This window comes from Actinomadura kijaniata NBRC 14229 (assembly GCF_001552175.1).
In the GTDB taxonomy this organism is placed as follows: Bacteria; Actinomycetota; Actinomycetes; order Streptosporangiales; family Streptosporangiaceae; genus Spirillospora; species Spirillospora kijaniata.
The window spans coordinates 34,724-47,636 of sequence record NZ_BCQR01000029.1 but is presented as its reverse complement, the minus strand read 5'-3'; the positions used below and the strand labels follow the sequence as shown (position 1 = coordinate 47,636).

The following is a 12,913-nucleotide window of genomic DNA, read 5'->3' as shown; positions in this document are numbered from 1 at the left end:
GTCCCATGGCGGTCATCGACATCAACGCCGACCTCGGCGAGGGGTTCGGCATCTGGCGGCTGGGCGACGACGAGGCGTTGCTGGAGGTGGTGACCAGCGCGAACGTCGCGTGCGGTTTCCACGCCGGGGACCCCCTGACGATGCGGCGGGTGTGCGCGGACGCCGTCGCGCGCGGCGTGACGATCGGCGCGCAGGTGTCCTACCGGGACCTGGCCGGTTTCGGTCGCCGCGCGATGGACGTCGCGCCCGCCGAGCTGACCGCCGAGGTGCTGTACCAGATCGCCGCGCTGGACGGCATCGCGCGGACCGAGGGCGGCCGGGTCGCCTACGTCAAGCCGCACGGCGCGCTCTACAACCGGGTCGTCGGCGACGCCGGGCAGGCGCGGGCGGTGGCCGACGCGGTGCGCGCCTACGACCCGGCGCTGCCGCTGCTGACGCTGCCGGGCTCGGCGGTGTACGAGGCGGCCGAGGACCTGACGGTGGTGGCCGAGTGCTTCGCCGACCGCGCCTACACCCCCGAGGGGCGGCTGGTGTCGCGGCGCGAGCCGGGCGCGGTGGTCCACGACACCGACGCGGTCGTGGAGCGCGCGGTGCGGATGGCGACGGACGGGACGGTGGTCGCCGTCGACGGCTCGGTGGTGAGGCTCGACGCCCGGTCGGTCTGCGTGCACGGCGACACCCCCGGCGCGGTGGAACTGGCCCGCGCAGTCCGCTCCGCCCTGGAGGCGGCGGGGGTGACCCCGCGGCCGTTCGCCTGAGGACATGCCGCAACGGGCCGGGCCGCCGCGCCGGGGGCCGGGACGGTGGAGCGTCGCCTGGTCCGGTCGGCCGCCCGGCGGTGCCCGCCGAGGCGCTGGAGATGCCGCGCCGGAAGTCGCCGCGCACGGCCGTTCCGCCTCGGGCACGGACGTTCCGCCTCAGGTGAGGGCGCCGTCCCCGGGGCCGTCCAGGTGGGCGGTGTCGTTGAAGCGGCGCACGGACCAGCGTTCGCCGATCACGACCAGTTCCGAGATCGAGCAGTTGTCGGTCCCGAGGAACGCCAGCGGGCGCGCCCCGGCGGCCAGCGACAGCGCCTGGGCGATCACGCCGCCGTGGGTGAAGACCGCGACGCGTCCGCCCGGATGCGCGGCGGCGATCCGGTCGATCCCGCGCCGCACCCGCGCGGCCAGCGCCTCGTTCGACTCCGCGCCCGGGATGACGTCCCAGCGTTCCTCGGCCCACAGCCGCCGCGCCTCGGGGGCGTCCTCGGCGACCATCCTCCGGAACAGGCCGCCCTCCCAGGCCCCGAGGTGCACCTCGCGCAGGTCGGCCTCCACGCGCGGCTCGATCCCGAGCCGCCGGACCAGCGGCGCGGCGGTCTGCGCGGTGCGCCGCAGCGTGGTCACGTAGACGGCGTCGAGGCGTTCCCCGGCGAGCCGGGCGCAGACGCGCTCGGCCTGCCGGTGCCCCTCCGCCGCCAGCTCGGGGTCGGCGTGCCCGCCGACCAGCGGGAACGGCGCGTCGGCCCGCGCCGCCCGCGACGCCCCGTGCCGCACCAGCAGCACCGTCACCGCGCCCGCGGGAGGCCGGTAGCGCTCCTGCCGGTACTCGATCACCTCGTCCCGCCCGCCCACACCCGCACCCTACGGTGGTCTACGCCGGACAAGGGAAATTGGTCCTGTCAATGTGGCGCGAACGGGCGCATCCTCTGGTCATGGGCACGTTGGTAGTGCTGGCGTTGGTCGTCGTTCTGGCGGTGTGCGGGCTCACCGGGCTGTGGGTGGCCGACTCGCGGGACGGCCGGGACTGGCGGGCGGGAGACTGGCCCTCGCGGAGGGGCTGAGGGTCACAGCAGCGGGCGTATCCGCTCCGCCTCGGCGGCCAGGGCGTCCGGGGGGACGTCCGTGAAGAGGGTGATCTTCGGTTCGCCGCCGACGGGCTCCCAGACCCCGGCGACCCTGCCCCCGTGCAGGACGACCGGGGAGATCCAGCCCGCGGTGCGGCTGACCTCCTTGCGGCGGTCGGGGGGCACCACGTTCGGGTCGCCCGTGCCCGCGCCCAGGATGTAGTGGTCGAACGGGCCCAGCAGGCGGACCGAGGACGTCGGTTCGGTGTGGAGGAGCTCGTCCAGGTGCTCGGTCAGGACCCGCATCGGGACGCCCTCGACGTCGAGGGTGGTCAACTCGTCGGCGAGGGCCTCGAACCACCCCCGCACGTCCTTCTTGCGGTTCATCTTCCGCATGAGCCAGTTGTCGAACGTGTCGGGGGTCGCGGGGCCGTGCGCGCCGAGGAACGCGCGCAGCACCGTCCGGGCGGCGTCCTCCACGTCCGGCAGCGTGTAGGGCGGGGCGGTGAACGTCACCCGCGTGCCCTGCGACGGCCCGTGGCACAGCACGCCCCACCACGCCAGCGGCTTGAGCAGCGTCCCCCAGCCCGAGCCCAGCGCCTCGGCCAGGTGCGCCGAGCCGGTCTCCTCGATGATGGCGGCGGCCAGCTCCTCGCGGGTGAGCGCGGCGCCGCCGGAGAGGGCGGCGGTCGCGGCGGCGGCGATGGCCTCCAGGTCGGCCGGGGTCGCGTTGGCCAGCTTCTGCCAGCTGGGCTTCTCCCAGTGGCGGACCACGCTCGACAGCCGCAGGTACGCGCCCGCCTCGTCGGCGGGGAGCAGGTGGAGGGTGCCGCGCATCGCCCACGTCCGGACCAGCGTCCGGTCGCGCCAGAGCGCGCGGGGGACCTCGTCCGGGTCGGGGGCGGACCGGCGTATCGCGATCGACAGCTCGGCGGCCGAGGCGACCTGCGCCTGGACGCCCGCCAGGCGGCGGGTGATGGCGAGCGCGGAGGCGTCGGCGGGTCGTTCGAGGTACTGCCGCCGCGAGCGCCACGCGAGCACCTGGGGCCAGGTCACCGAGTCCATGGCGGCATTCAACCGCAGGGGTCCGACAGTTCGGGAGGGCTCAGCCGAGGCGATGAGCCATGCCCCGCACCGCCTCGCGTACGTCCCGCACCGTCAGCGTCGTCAGGTCCTCGGCCGTCGCCGCCGGGCCCAGGGCGGCGGCGCGCAGGGCCCGGCAGGCGCACGCCTTCTCGTAGAGGGAGCGCGCGAACCGGCCGTTGCCGAGCTCGTCGACGCGGCCCTGGCCGACGACGTGCTGGAAGACCAGGGCGAGGTCGTCCAGCGCGCGTTCCTCCCAGCGGTCGCCGCTCTCCTCGGCGATGAGCTGGGCGATCTGGAGGAGCTCGTCGGGGCCGTAGGACGGGAAGTCCACGCGGACGTCGAACCGGGACGCCAGGCCGGGGTTGCTCGACAGGAAGCGGTCCATGTCGCCGGGGTAGCCCGCCAGCACCACCACCAGGCGGTCGCGGTCGTCCTCGGCGCGTTTCAGCAGCGTCTGCACCGCCTCCATGCCGAACGCGTCGCCGCCGCCGTAACCGGGATTGTCGAGCGCGTACGCCTCGTCCACGAACAGCACCCCGCCGAGCGCCGAGTCGACCAGCCGGTTCGTCTTGAGGGCGGTGGAGCCGAGGTGCTCGCCCACCAGGTCGGCGCGCTGGGCCTCCACGACCGAGGGCCGCGCCAGCAGGCCCAGCGCGGCGAACACGCTGCCCAGCACGCGCGCCACGGTCGTCTTGCCGGTGCCGGGCGGCCCGGCGAACACGAAGTGGCGGGTCGGCGGGCGGGTCACCAGGCCCTGCTCCTGGCGCAGCCGGGCGACCTGGAGCTGGGCGGCGATCTCGCGGACCTGGCGCTTCACCGGCGCCAGCCCGATCATCGCGTCGAGCGCGCCGAGCGCCTCGTCCAGCGTCGGGGTCTCGGCGTACCCCCGGTACCGCTCGGTGACCTCGGCGAACGCGGTGTCGACGTCCTCGGCCCGCAGCGTCACCAGGTCCTCGGCCGACGGCGTCCGCCCCGCCGCGCCCCCGACGACCCGGACGTCGCGGGCGCGGGCGGCGGCCTCGGTGAGCGAGCGCACGAACCGGCCGTTGCCCAGCTCGTCCACGACGCCCCGGCGGGTCACCTCGGCGAACCGGTCGGTCAGGCGGCGGCGCGCGTCCTCGTCGAGACGGTCCTCGCGCTGCGCGACGTGGTACTCGGCGATCCGGAGCAGCTCGTCGGGCCGGTAGGACGGGAAGTGCACGCGGGTGCCGAACCGCGAGGCCAGCCCCGGGTTGGAGTCCAGCAGCCCGGCCATCTGCGGCTCGTACCCGGCCAGGATGACCACCAGGTTGTCGCGGTCGTCCTCGGCGCGTTTCAGCAGCGTCTGCACCGCCTCGTCGCCGAACCGGTCCGGCTGCCCCTCGGCGGCGTTGACCAGCGCGTACGCCTCGTCCACGAACAGCACTCCGCCGAGCGCCGAGTCGATCAGCCGGTTCGTCTTGAGCGCGGTGGCGCCGAGGAACTCCCCGACCAGGTCCGCGCGGTGCGCCTCCACCACGTTCGGTGTCGGCAGCAGCCCGAACGCGTAGAAGATCTTCGCCAGCACGCGGGCCACGGTGGTCTTGCCGGTGCCCGGCGGCCCGACGAACACGAAGTGCCGCATCGGCTTCTCGGTCGGCACCCCGGCGGCGGCCCGCAGGTGCGCCGCCTCGATGGACGCCGCGATCGAGCGGACCTGCCGCTTGACCGGCTCCAGCCCGATCATCTCCTCCAGCTCGGCGAGCGCGTCGCTCACCGACGGGCGCGGCTCGGGCTCGGCGGTCGCGGGCTCGGGGACGGCGGGCGGGGCGGGCTGCGGCTCGGGGGCGTCGTCGGACGCGCGCCGGCCCCGTTCGGCCGGGGGTCTGCCGGGCACCGCCATGCCGTTCCCTCCGGGGTTCGCCTGCTCCTGCACCCAGCCGGTCTCGTACGCCTCGGCGGGCACCGTGTCGCGCGCCCGCGCCCAGCGGTAGGCCAGCACCGCCGCCGCGGCCAGCCAGGCGGGCGCGACGTGCGGGTCCGGCCAGGCCGGCGCGGTCGCCGCGGCCGCCGCCCCGGCCGCCAGCAACGCCAGCAGCACCGTCCGCCACGGCGCGTATCCGCGCATCCGCAGCGCCAGGAACGCCACCGGGAACACCAGCACCGCCAGCCATGCCGACTCGTCGCCGTAGAACGCGCCGCCGGACGGATACAGCCGCCCCAGCAGGACCGACGCCGCCAGCCACACCGGCACCATCGCCACGACCGCCATCCCCGCCGGGGACCGCAGCGTCAGGTGCGCCACCACCAGCAGGACCAGCGTGACCGCCGCGACCGCCGGGACGGGCCCGCCCAGCGCGACCGTCACCGCCAGCACGGCCGCGGCCAGCACGACCCCGCCCAGGAACCGCAGTCCCGGCGGGATCTGGAAGTACCGGCAGCGCAGGCGCTCGAACAGATCCCGCGCCGCGGTCGTCACGGCCGGGCGAGAGGGGGAGCCGCCGAACTCAGCCATCAAGCCGAGTAAATCGCAGGACCCGCCGGAACGGCACTCCCCGGTCCCGGTTCGTCGGCGGCGTCGCGCTCCCCGCCCCCTCCTCGCGTCCAAAAACCCCTAATCGGTCATGCTGGAAAGGTGGACACCACCGACGCGCTCACCGAACGGCGCATGTTCCGGCTGCTGTGGCTGGCGGTCGCGGCCGCCGTCGCGACGATCGCGCTGAAGACCGTCGCCTGGCTGCTGACCGGCTCGGTCGGCCTGCTGTCGGACGCCGCCGAGTCGGTGGTGAACCTGGTCGCGGCCGTGATCGCGCTGGGGGCGCTGCGCTGGGCGACCAAGCCCGCCGACGAGGAGCACTCGTTCGGGCACACCAAGGCCGAGTACTTCTCGGCGGGCGCCGAGGGCATGATGATCTTCGTGGCGGCGGCGGTGATCGGCTACAGCGCCGTCGAGCGCCTGCTGAACCCCCAGCCGCTGGAACGCGTCGACGTCGGCGTCGCGGTCTCGATCGTCGCCTCGCTGATCAACCTGGCGGTCGGGTGGCTGCTGCTGCGCGGCGGCCGCCGGTACCGGTCGATCACCCTGGAGGCCGACGGCAGGCACCTGATCACCGACGTGTGGACGTCGGCCGGGGTGGTCGTCGGCGTGGCCGCGGTCGCGCTGACCGGCTGGAGCGTCCTCGACCCGATCATCGCGCTGGTGGTGGCCGCCAACATCCTGTGGACCGGCGCGGGCCTGGTCCGCCGCTCCGGCGCGGGCCTGATGGACCGGGCGCTGGAGGAGGACGAACAGAAGATCATCAACGACGTGCTGGCGGGCTTCGCGGGCGACCGGATCGCCTTCCACGCGGTCCGCACCCGCCGGTCGGGGCGGCTGGCGTTCGTGACCATGCACATCCTGGTCCCCGGCGACTGGACGGTGCGGCGCGGCCACGACCTGGCCGAGGAGGTGGAGACCGCCGTCCACGGCCGCCTTCCGCACGCGATCGTCCTCACCCACGTGGAGCCGATCGACGACCCGCGCTCCTACCAGGACACCGAGCTGGAGACGACCCACGTCCGCACCGACCCGGGGCCCGAAAGCGCTCACTGACATGATGGGCGGCATGCGGATCCTGCGTACGCCCGACGAGCGCTTCGCCGACCTGCCCGGCTTCCCCCACGCACCGCGCTACGCCGACGTTCCCGACCAGGAGGGCGGGACGCTGCGGATGGCCTACGTGGAGGCCGGGCCCCCGGACGGGCCCGTCGTGGTCTGCCTGCACGGCGAGCCGAGCTGGTCGTTCCTGTACCGGCGCGTCATCGGGGTCCTCGCGGACGCCGGGCTGCGGGTCGTCGCGCCGGACCTGGTGGGGTTCGGGCGGTCGGACAAGCCCGCCGCGATCGGGGACCACAGCTACGCGCGGCACATCGAGTGGACGCGGGCGCTGCTGTTCGACGCGCTGGACCTGCGCGGGGTCACGTTCGTCGGGCAGGACTGGGGCGGGCTGATCGGGCTGCGGCTCGCGGTCGCCCACCCCGAACGGTTCGCGCGGTTCGTCGCCGCCAACACCGGGCTGCCGACCGGAGACTTCCCCATGCCCGAGACGTGGCTGAGGTTCCGGGAGGCGGTGCGGACCTCGCCCGTGTTCGACGTCGCGCGCGGCGTCCAGTCGGGGTGCCGCACGACACTGGACGCGGCGGTGCGGGCCGCCTACGACGCGCCGTTCCCCGACGAGTCGTTCAAGGCCGGGCCGCGCGCCATGCCGGGACTGGTGCCCGCCGACCCCGACGACCCGCAGGCCCAGCCCAACCGCGACGCCTGGGACCTGCTGCGGGCCTGGGACAGGCCGTTCCTGGTGGCGTTCGGTGACTCCGACCCGATCACGGGACCGATGGCGCCGCTGTTCCGGGACCTGGTTCCGGGTGCGGCGGGCGTGCGGCACCCTACGATCGAGGGGGCCGGGCACTTCCTCCAGGAGGACGACGGGGAGCGGCTCGGCCGCGAGATCGCCCGCTTCGTCCAGGAGACCCCTTGACCGACGCCCTGCCCGGACTGACCGCCGCGTCCCGTCCCGCCGAGCCCGACGCCGACCCGCGCGCGGCGGGATACGCCATCGAGGAGGAGCTGCGCGCCGCGCTGCCCACGCCGGACGGCCGCCCGCCGCGCATCGCCGGGCTCGACGAGGTGGGGCGCGGCGCGTGGGCCGGGCCGGTCGTGGTGGGCGCGGCCGTCACCGACCTCAGCGCGCCGCCCGGGCTGCCGGGACGCGGCGGCCGGACGGTCGCGCTGACCGACTCCAAGCTGCTCACGCGGCGGCACCGGGAGGCGTTCGCCGAGATCCTGCCCGGCTGGCTGACCGGGTACGCCCTCGGGTCCGCCTCCCCCGAGGAGATCGACGAGCTGGGCATGACCGAGGCGCTGCGGCGCGCGGCGGTCCGCGCGCTGGAGGCGCTGCCCGAGCCGCCCGACGTGGTGATCCTCGACGGCGACCGCGACTTCCTGCGGCACCCGTGGCGGGTCCGCTGCGAGGTCAGGGCCGACCAGCGCTCGGTGAGCGTGGCGGCGGCGTCGGTGCTGGCCAAGGTGCACCGCGACCGGCTGATGGCCGACCTCGACGCGGAGTTCCCCGGCTACGGGTTCGCCGACAGCGCCGGGTACCCGTCGCCCGCCCACCAGAAGGCGCTGGCGGAGAACGGCCCCACGCCGCACCACCGCCTGTCGTGGTCGTACCTGGACGACCTGCCCCGGTGGCGGCACCTTCGGCGTCACCGGGATCCGTTGGCCGGGGAAGGCCAGCTGAGTCTCCTCTGACGACGCCTCCGTCGCCCGTGCGCGAGAGTCGATTACACCCACGCGGGTAAATCGCGGCTAACGGGAGGTAAGTGGCATGGGCTCTGTCGTCAAAAGGCTGCTGCGCGAGGCGGGTCAGACCTTCGCCGAGGAGGCGGGGATCCCGCTGAAGGACCAGCCCGGCGCGGTGTTCAAACTGCTGGTGCTGGCCAACCTGCTGAGCACCCGTATCTCCTCGGAGATCGCGATGGAGGCGGCCCGCCAGCTGTTCGAGGCGGGCGGCGGCACCGCGCGGGGTCTGGCCAGGCTCACCTGGCAGCAACGGGTGGACGCGCTCGGCCGCGCCCACTACGTCCGCTACGACGAGAGCACCGCGTCCCGCCTCGGCGACATGGCCGAGCTCGTGCAGGAGCACTACGCGGGCGACCTGCGCCGCCTGCCCATCAAGGCCGAGCGCGACCGCGACCGCGCCGCCGAGCTGCTGCGGGAGTTCCCCGGCATCGGGCCGACGGGGGTGGACATCTTCTGCCGGGAGGCGCAGGCGATGTGGCCGTGGCTGCGCCCCTACTTCGACGCGCAGACGCTCCGGGGCGCCGAACGGCTCGGCCTGCCCGCCGACCCCAAGAAGCTGGCGGACGAGGTCGCCGAGAAGGACCTCGCCCGCTTCGCCGCCGCGCTGGTCCGCGTCGCCCGCGACAAGAGACTCGCCGAGACCGTGCTGAAGGGCTGACCGGGCCGGCCGTCGGGGAGGTCGTCGTCACAGGTGGACGACGACCTCCCCGATCGGTTTGCGGGTGATGTCGGGGACCGTCGCGTCCTCGGCCGGGTAGCCGACGGGGATGACGACGTAGGCGCGTTCCTCCTGCGGCCGGTCGCACACCTCGTTGAGGAAACGCATCGGGCTGGGCGTGTGCGTGAGCGTCGCCAGGCCCGCCTGGTGCAGCGCCGCCAGCAGGAACCCGACCGCGATCCCCACCGACTCCTTCACGTAGTACGGGCGGGGCGTGTGCGGGCCCTTGTGCACCTCGAACACGACGATGACGGCGGGCGCGTCCTCCAGGAACGGCTTGCGCCAGTCGGTGCCCAGCGGCGCGAGCGCCTCCAGCCACTCCGGCGAGGCCCGGCGCTGGTAGAACTCGCGTTCCTCGGCCTCGGCGGCCTCCCGCAGCCGCCGTTTGCGCTCCGGGTCGGTGATGACCACGAACCGCCAGGGTTGCAGGTTCGCGCCGGACGGCGCGGTCGCGGCGGCGCGGATCGCCTCCTCGACGATCTCCAGGGGGACGGGGGTGCGGGCGAAGTCCCGGACGGTGCGGCGCAGCGCCATGGTGTCGGCGAACGCGCGCGCCCGTTCCACGGCCTGCCGCGAGGGGACGTGGAAGCGCGGCGCGGGGACGGCCGGATAGGGGTGAGGGGTGCTCATGGCCCCGTCCTATCCCGCCGCCCCCGCGCCGATCAAGAGCCGATCAGGAGCGGCTCAGTCCTTGCCCCGGGAGGCCACCCACTCCAGGTTCCAGCCGTAGGTCTGGTCGACCGACAGCTTGCCCCAGCGGGGGCGGCCCGGCGGCGGCAGGACGAAGCGTCCCTCGCGGCGGACGACCAGCTCGCCGTTGACGTTCTCGATCAGCGCCAGGACCGCGTCGCGGGAGGCGTCGGCGCAGTCGTCCATCCGCATCTCGATCGGCGGGGAGCCGATCGGGTAGAGGGTGGCGATCGCGTCCAGGCCGCGGAAGTCCTCGGCCCCGTCGTAGATCTCGGCGAACACCAGGATCCGCCGGAAGTCGCGGGTGTGGTCCAGGTTGATCGTCATGTTCTCGCCGGACTCGGTGCCGCCGGTGCGGTCGTCCTTGTCCAGCTTGATGAACGGCGGCCGGTTCAGGTCGCCCATGTCGCCGAGCGCGTGGATGATGCCCTTGCTGCCGTCCTGGAGCTCCCACAGGCAGCACAGGTCGAGGTCCAGGTCGATGCCGCGGCGGCGCTTGCCGAGGAAGCCCTTGGCCGCGCCGGGGCGGGCGCTCCAGTTGAGGTTGACCCGCATGTGGCCCGAGGTCGCGCCGTGCTTGGTCAGCGACACCGACGGGGCGTTCTTGGTCAGCGAGATCTTGCCGCCCTGCATCTGCGGCTCGGCCTGCTGCGGGGCGGGCGGCGGAGGCGGGGGCGCGTACTGCGGCTGCGGAGGCGGCGCGTACTGGGGCGGGGGCGGGGGCGGCGCGTACTGGTTCGGCGGCGGGGGCGGCGCGTACTGCGGCTGCTGCGGCGGAGGCGGCGGGGCGTACTGGGGCGGCGGGGGCGGCGTCGGCTGGGGAGGCGGGGGCGGGGCCTGCTGGGTCTGCCGCGGGGGCGGCGGGGCGTCGTCGACGGTGATGCCGAAGTCGGTGGCCAGTCCCGCCAGCCCCGAGTCGTAGCCCTGCCCGACCGCGCGGAACTTCCACTGCCCCTGCCGCCGGTACAGCTCGCCGAGCACGAACGCGGTCTCGGTCGTCGCGCCGGGGTTGTCGAAGCGGGCGAGCTCGGCGCCGTTCTGGGCGTCCAGCACCCGCACGTACAGGCCCTGGAAACGGCCGAACGTGCCGCTGTCGGAGGACGCCGCGACCACGATCTTCTCGATGTCGGGCTCGACCCGGCCGAGGTCCACGAAGAGGGTGTCGCGGACCGTCGGGCCCTGCTGCTTGCCCTCGTGCCGGACGGCCCCGCTGCGGTGGGCGGGCTGGTTGTAGAACACGAAGTCGTCGTCGGAGCGCACCCGGCCCGTTCCGGCCAGCAGCAGCGCGGAGGCGTCGGCGTCGGGCACACCGGGCCCGCTCTGCCAGCCCAGCTCGACGCGGACCGCGGCGGCCGACACCGGGGTGTTGGCGCCTTTCAGCATCGACATACCGTTCCCCTCATCGTCATCCGACCCCCACCAACCTACGGCCCGGGGGCCTTCGGAGGCGACCATCGGGGCCGCCCGGTCGCGGCGGATCTTGTTCCCCCAGCATGGCGGGGGCGGCGGGGCCGTGGGGACGCACGGCCGCGACCGGCCGTGATCAGGGGACCCGGGCGGTCCACTCCGGGGTGGTGAACTTGTCGACGGCCAGCTTGTCGGCGCGCCGCAGCTCCTCGGCGGTGAGGGCGTCGGGGGTGAGGCCGTGGCGGCCGCGGAAGTGCCCGACCATCCGCTGGATGATCTCCTCGCGCGGCAGGCCGGTCTGGCGGCGCAGCGGGTCCACCCGCTTGCGCGCGCTGGCGATGCCCTTGTCCGACAGCTTCTCCCGGCCGATCCGCAGCACCTGGAGCATCTTGTCGGCGTCGATGTCGTAGGACATGGTCACGTGGTGCAGCACGGCCCCGTTCGCCAGCCGCTTCTGCGCCGCGCCGCCGATCTTGCCCTGGTCGGAGGTGATGTCGTTGAGCGGCTGGTACCAGGCGCGGACGCCCAGCTCGGCGAGCGCGCCGAGCACCCAGTCGTCCAGGAACGCGTAGCTGTCGGCGAACGACATCCCGGCGACCAGCGACTCGGGCGCGTACAGCGAGTAGGTGATCGTGTTGCCGGGTTCGACGAACATCGCGCCGCCGCCGCTGATCCGGCGCACCACCTCGACGCCGAACCGCTCGGCGGCCTCGGCGTCGACCTCGTTGCGCAGCGACTGGAAGCTGCCGATGATCACCGAGGGGCCGCCCCACTCCCAGATCCGCAGGGTCGGCGGGCGGCGGCCCGCGCCGACCTCCTCGGCGAGCACCTGGTCGATCGCCATGTGCAGGGCGGGCGGCTGCGGCCCCTCGTGGACCAGCCGCCAGTCGTGGTCGCGCCAGTCGGAGGCGCGGGCCACGGCGCGCCGGACGGCGATCCCGACGGCCTCGGCGGTGATGCCGAGCATCACCGTGCCGGGCGGCAGGCCCGCCTGCACGCGGGCGGCGATGTCGCGGGCCTCCAGCCCGGCGGACAGCCCGTCCAGGGCCGCGTTGATCGATTCGAGGGCCTCGTCGGGTTCGAGGAAGAAGTCGCCGCTGATCCGGGGCCCGCGCAGCAGCCCGTCGACGACCTCGACGTCGGCGACCACGAGCTTGCCGCCGGGAACCTTGTACTCGCCATGCGTCACACCGTTCCCAACCGCGCGGGCGCCGGCGGGATTCCGTCCGGTCAGGGCGCCTTCGGCGGGGAGCCGGGCAGCGGCCCGGGGTCCGGGGCGCGCAGGCCGTCCAGGATGATCCGCAGGTTGCGCTCCCACTGGTCGGGCCCGGCGAACACGCCGAGGGTGTGGTCCCCGGTGGCGGCGCCGACCAGCAGGAACGCCACGTCGGTCCAGGAGACGTCGGCGCGCATCGCCCCGGCGTCCTGGGCGCGCTGGACCAGCAGGCGGACGCGGTCGCGCAGTTCGGCGCGGGAGTGGTCGAGCAGGCCGCCGACGGCCTCGTTGATGTCGCACAGCTCGTTGCGGAGCCGCAGGTAGGCCAGGGTGAAGTCGCGCAGGCCGGTCCAGGGGTCGGGGTCGGCCAGGCCCCGGTCGGCGCGGGCCAGGATCTCCCCGAGGATCTCCTCCATCACGGCCTGGAGGAGGCGTTCCAGGGTGCCGACGCGCCGGTAGAACGTGCCGACGCCGACGCCCGCGCGGCGGGCGATCTCGTGCGCGGTGACCTCGGCTCCGCGTTCGGCGGCGACCGCGCGGGCGGCGGCGACCAGGCGTTCGACGTTGCGGCGGGCGTCGGCGCGGGGGCGGCGGCCGGTGCCGTCGTCCAGCAGCCGGTCCACGGCGGGCACGGGGGCGGGGCTGGGCGTGGACATGCGGCCAGCCTAA

The 12,913-nt window shown here is 74.7% G+C and carries 13 protein-coding genes; 6 read left to right on the top strand and 7 right to left on the bottom strand.

The genetic code is table 11. The features are described from left to right. Window positions 1-5 precede the first annotated feature (5 nt). Window positions 6-758 (top strand): LamB/YcsF family protein, encoded by a 753-nt coding sequence (locus AKI01S_RS10675; protein WP_067814496.1) that lies wholly within the window; start codon window positions 6-8, stop codon window positions 756-758. A gap of 159 nt (window positions 759-917) precedes the next feature. Here AKI01S_RS10675 and AKI01S_RS10670 read toward each other — a convergent pair whose 3' ends face one another. Further along, window positions 918-1,613 carry a histidine phosphatase family protein gene (locus tag AKI01S_RS10670; protein ID WP_157419760.1) on the bottom strand — a complete coding sequence of 232 codons (696 nt, stop codon included), beginning with the start codon at window positions 1,611-1,613 and terminating at the stop codon, window positions 918-920. An 80-nt stretch (window positions 1,614-1,693) separates the two neighbouring features. Here AKI01S_RS10670 and AKI01S_RS54205 point away from each other — a divergent pair, with 80 nt between their 5' ends. After that, window positions 1,694-1,822, top strand: a complete 129-nt coding sequence (locus AKI01S_RS54205; RefSeq protein ID WP_281185972.1) for a hypothetical protein — start codon at window positions 1,694-1,696, stop codon at window positions 1,820-1,822. Window positions 1,823-1,825: 3 nt separating this feature from the next. Here AKI01S_RS54205 and AKI01S_RS10665 read toward each other — a convergent pair whose 3' ends face one another. Together AKI01S_RS10665 and AKI01S_RS10660 are read right to left on the bottom strand one after the other, a co-directional pair. Continuing rightward, on the bottom strand, window positions 1,826-2,890 hold the full coding sequence (locus tag AKI01S_RS10665; RefSeq protein WP_067814495.1) for a winged helix DNA-binding domain-containing protein: 1,065 nt from the start codon (window positions 2,888-2,890) through the stop codon (window positions 1,826-1,828). A 40-nt stretch (window positions 2,891-2,930) separates the two neighbouring features. Next, window positions 2,931-5,384, bottom strand: coding sequence for an AAA family ATPase (locus tag AKI01S_RS10660; protein ID WP_083999330.1), 2,454 nt, complete (start codon window positions 5,382-5,384; stop codon window positions 2,931-2,933). A gap of 120 nt (window positions 5,385-5,504) precedes the next feature. Between AKI01S_RS10660 and AKI01S_RS10655 the strand changes: the two genes are divergently transcribed. From AKI01S_RS10655 to AKI01S_RS10640, 4 genes are all read left to right on the top strand, one after another. Then, window positions 5,505-6,461, top strand: coding sequence for a cation diffusion facilitator family transporter (locus tag AKI01S_RS10655; RefSeq protein WP_245681564.1), 957 nt, complete (start codon window positions 5,505-5,507; stop codon window positions 6,459-6,461). 13 nt (window positions 6,462-6,474) lie between these two features. Then, on the top strand, window positions 6,475-7,386 hold the full coding sequence (locus AKI01S_RS10650; RefSeq protein ID WP_067814564.1) for a haloalkane dehalogenase: 912 nt from the start codon (window positions 6,475-6,477) through the stop codon (window positions 7,384-7,386). A gap of 17 nt (window positions 7,387-7,403) precedes the next feature. After that, the gene (rnhB, locus tag AKI01S_RS10645) at window positions 7,404-8,162 is read left to right on the top strand and encodes a ribonuclease HII (protein ID WP_067814562.1); all 759 of its coding nucleotides are present in this window, start codon (window positions 7,404-7,406) and stop codon (window positions 8,160-8,162) included. A gap of 76 nt (window positions 8,163-8,238) precedes the next feature. Next, a complete protein-coding gene (locus AKI01S_RS10640) occupies window positions 8,239-8,871 on the top strand; it encodes an HhH-GDP family DNA glycosylase (protein ID WP_067814491.1) in 633 nt (210 codons plus the stop codon). A gap of 27 nt (window positions 8,872-8,898) precedes the next feature. Here the strand turns inward: AKI01S_RS10640 and AKI01S_RS10635 are convergent, their stop codons facing one another. The 4 genes from AKI01S_RS10635 to AKI01S_RS10620 all read right to left on the bottom strand — a co-directional run bounded on the left by AKI01S_RS10635 (window position 8,899) and on the right by AKI01S_RS10620 (window position 12,900). Then, a complete protein-coding gene (locus AKI01S_RS10635) occupies window positions 8,899-9,561 on the bottom strand; it encodes a nitroreductase family protein (protein ID WP_067814489.1) in 663 nt (220 codons plus the stop codon). Window positions 9,562-9,615: 54 nt separating this feature from the next. Then, window positions 9,616-11,010 carry a TerD family protein gene (locus AKI01S_RS10630; protein ID WP_067814487.1) on the bottom strand — a complete coding sequence of 465 codons (1,395 nt, stop codon included), beginning with the start codon at window positions 11,008-11,010 and terminating at the stop codon, window positions 9,616-9,618. A 154-nt stretch (window positions 11,011-11,164) separates the two neighbouring features. Continuing rightward, window positions 11,165-12,217, bottom strand: a complete 1,053-nt coding sequence (gene lplAB, locus AKI01S_RS10625) for a lipoate-protein ligase LplAB (protein ID WP_083999317.1) — start codon at window positions 12,215-12,217, stop codon at window positions 11,165-11,167. A 41-nt stretch (window positions 12,218-12,258) separates the two neighbouring features. Continuing rightward, window positions 12,259-12,900 carry a TetR/AcrR family transcriptional regulator gene (locus tag AKI01S_RS10620; RefSeq protein WP_067814485.1) on the bottom strand — a complete coding sequence of 214 codons (642 nt, stop codon included), beginning with the start codon at window positions 12,898-12,900 and terminating at the stop codon, window positions 12,259-12,261. Window positions 12,901-12,913: the final 13 nt, after the last annotated feature.

Bases quoted from the DNA above. Each gene is read 5' to 3' on its own strand.
- AKI01S_RS10675 (WP_067814496.1), top strand. From the start codon at position 6: ATGGCGGTCATCGACATCAACGCCGACCTCGGCGAGGGGTTCGGCATC.
- AKI01S_RS54205 (WP_281185972.1), top strand. From the start codon at position 1,694: ATGGGCACGTTGGTAGTGCTGGCGTTGGTCGTCGTTCTGGCGGTGTGC.
- AKI01S_RS10665 (WP_067814495.1), bottom strand. From the start codon at position 2,890: ATGGACTCGGTGACCTGGCCCCAGGTGCTCGCGTGGCGCTCGCGGCGG.
- AKI01S_RS10660 (WP_083999330.1), bottom strand. From the start codon at position 5,384: ATGGCTGAGTTCGGCGGCTCCCCCTCTCGCCCGGCCGTGACGACCGCG.
- AKI01S_RS10650 (WP_067814564.1), top strand. From the start codon at position 6,475: ATGCGGATCCTGCGTACGCCCGACGAGCGCTTCGCCGACCTGCCCGGC.
- AKI01S_RS10640 (WP_067814491.1), top strand. From the start codon at position 8,239: ATGGGCTCTGTCGTCAAAAGGCTGCTGCGCGAGGCGGGTCAGACCTTC.
- AKI01S_RS10635 (WP_067814489.1), bottom strand. From the start codon at position 9,561: ATGAGCACCCCTCACCCCTATCCGGCCGTCCCCGCGCCGCGCTTCCAC.
- AKI01S_RS10630 (WP_067814487.1), bottom strand. From the start codon at position 11,010: ATGTCGATGCTGAAAGGCGCCAACACCCCGGTGTCGGCCGCCGCGGTC.
- AKI01S_RS10620 (WP_067814485.1), bottom strand. From the start codon at position 12,900: ATGTCCACGCCCAGCCCCGCCCCCGTGCCCGCCGTGGACCGGCTGCTG.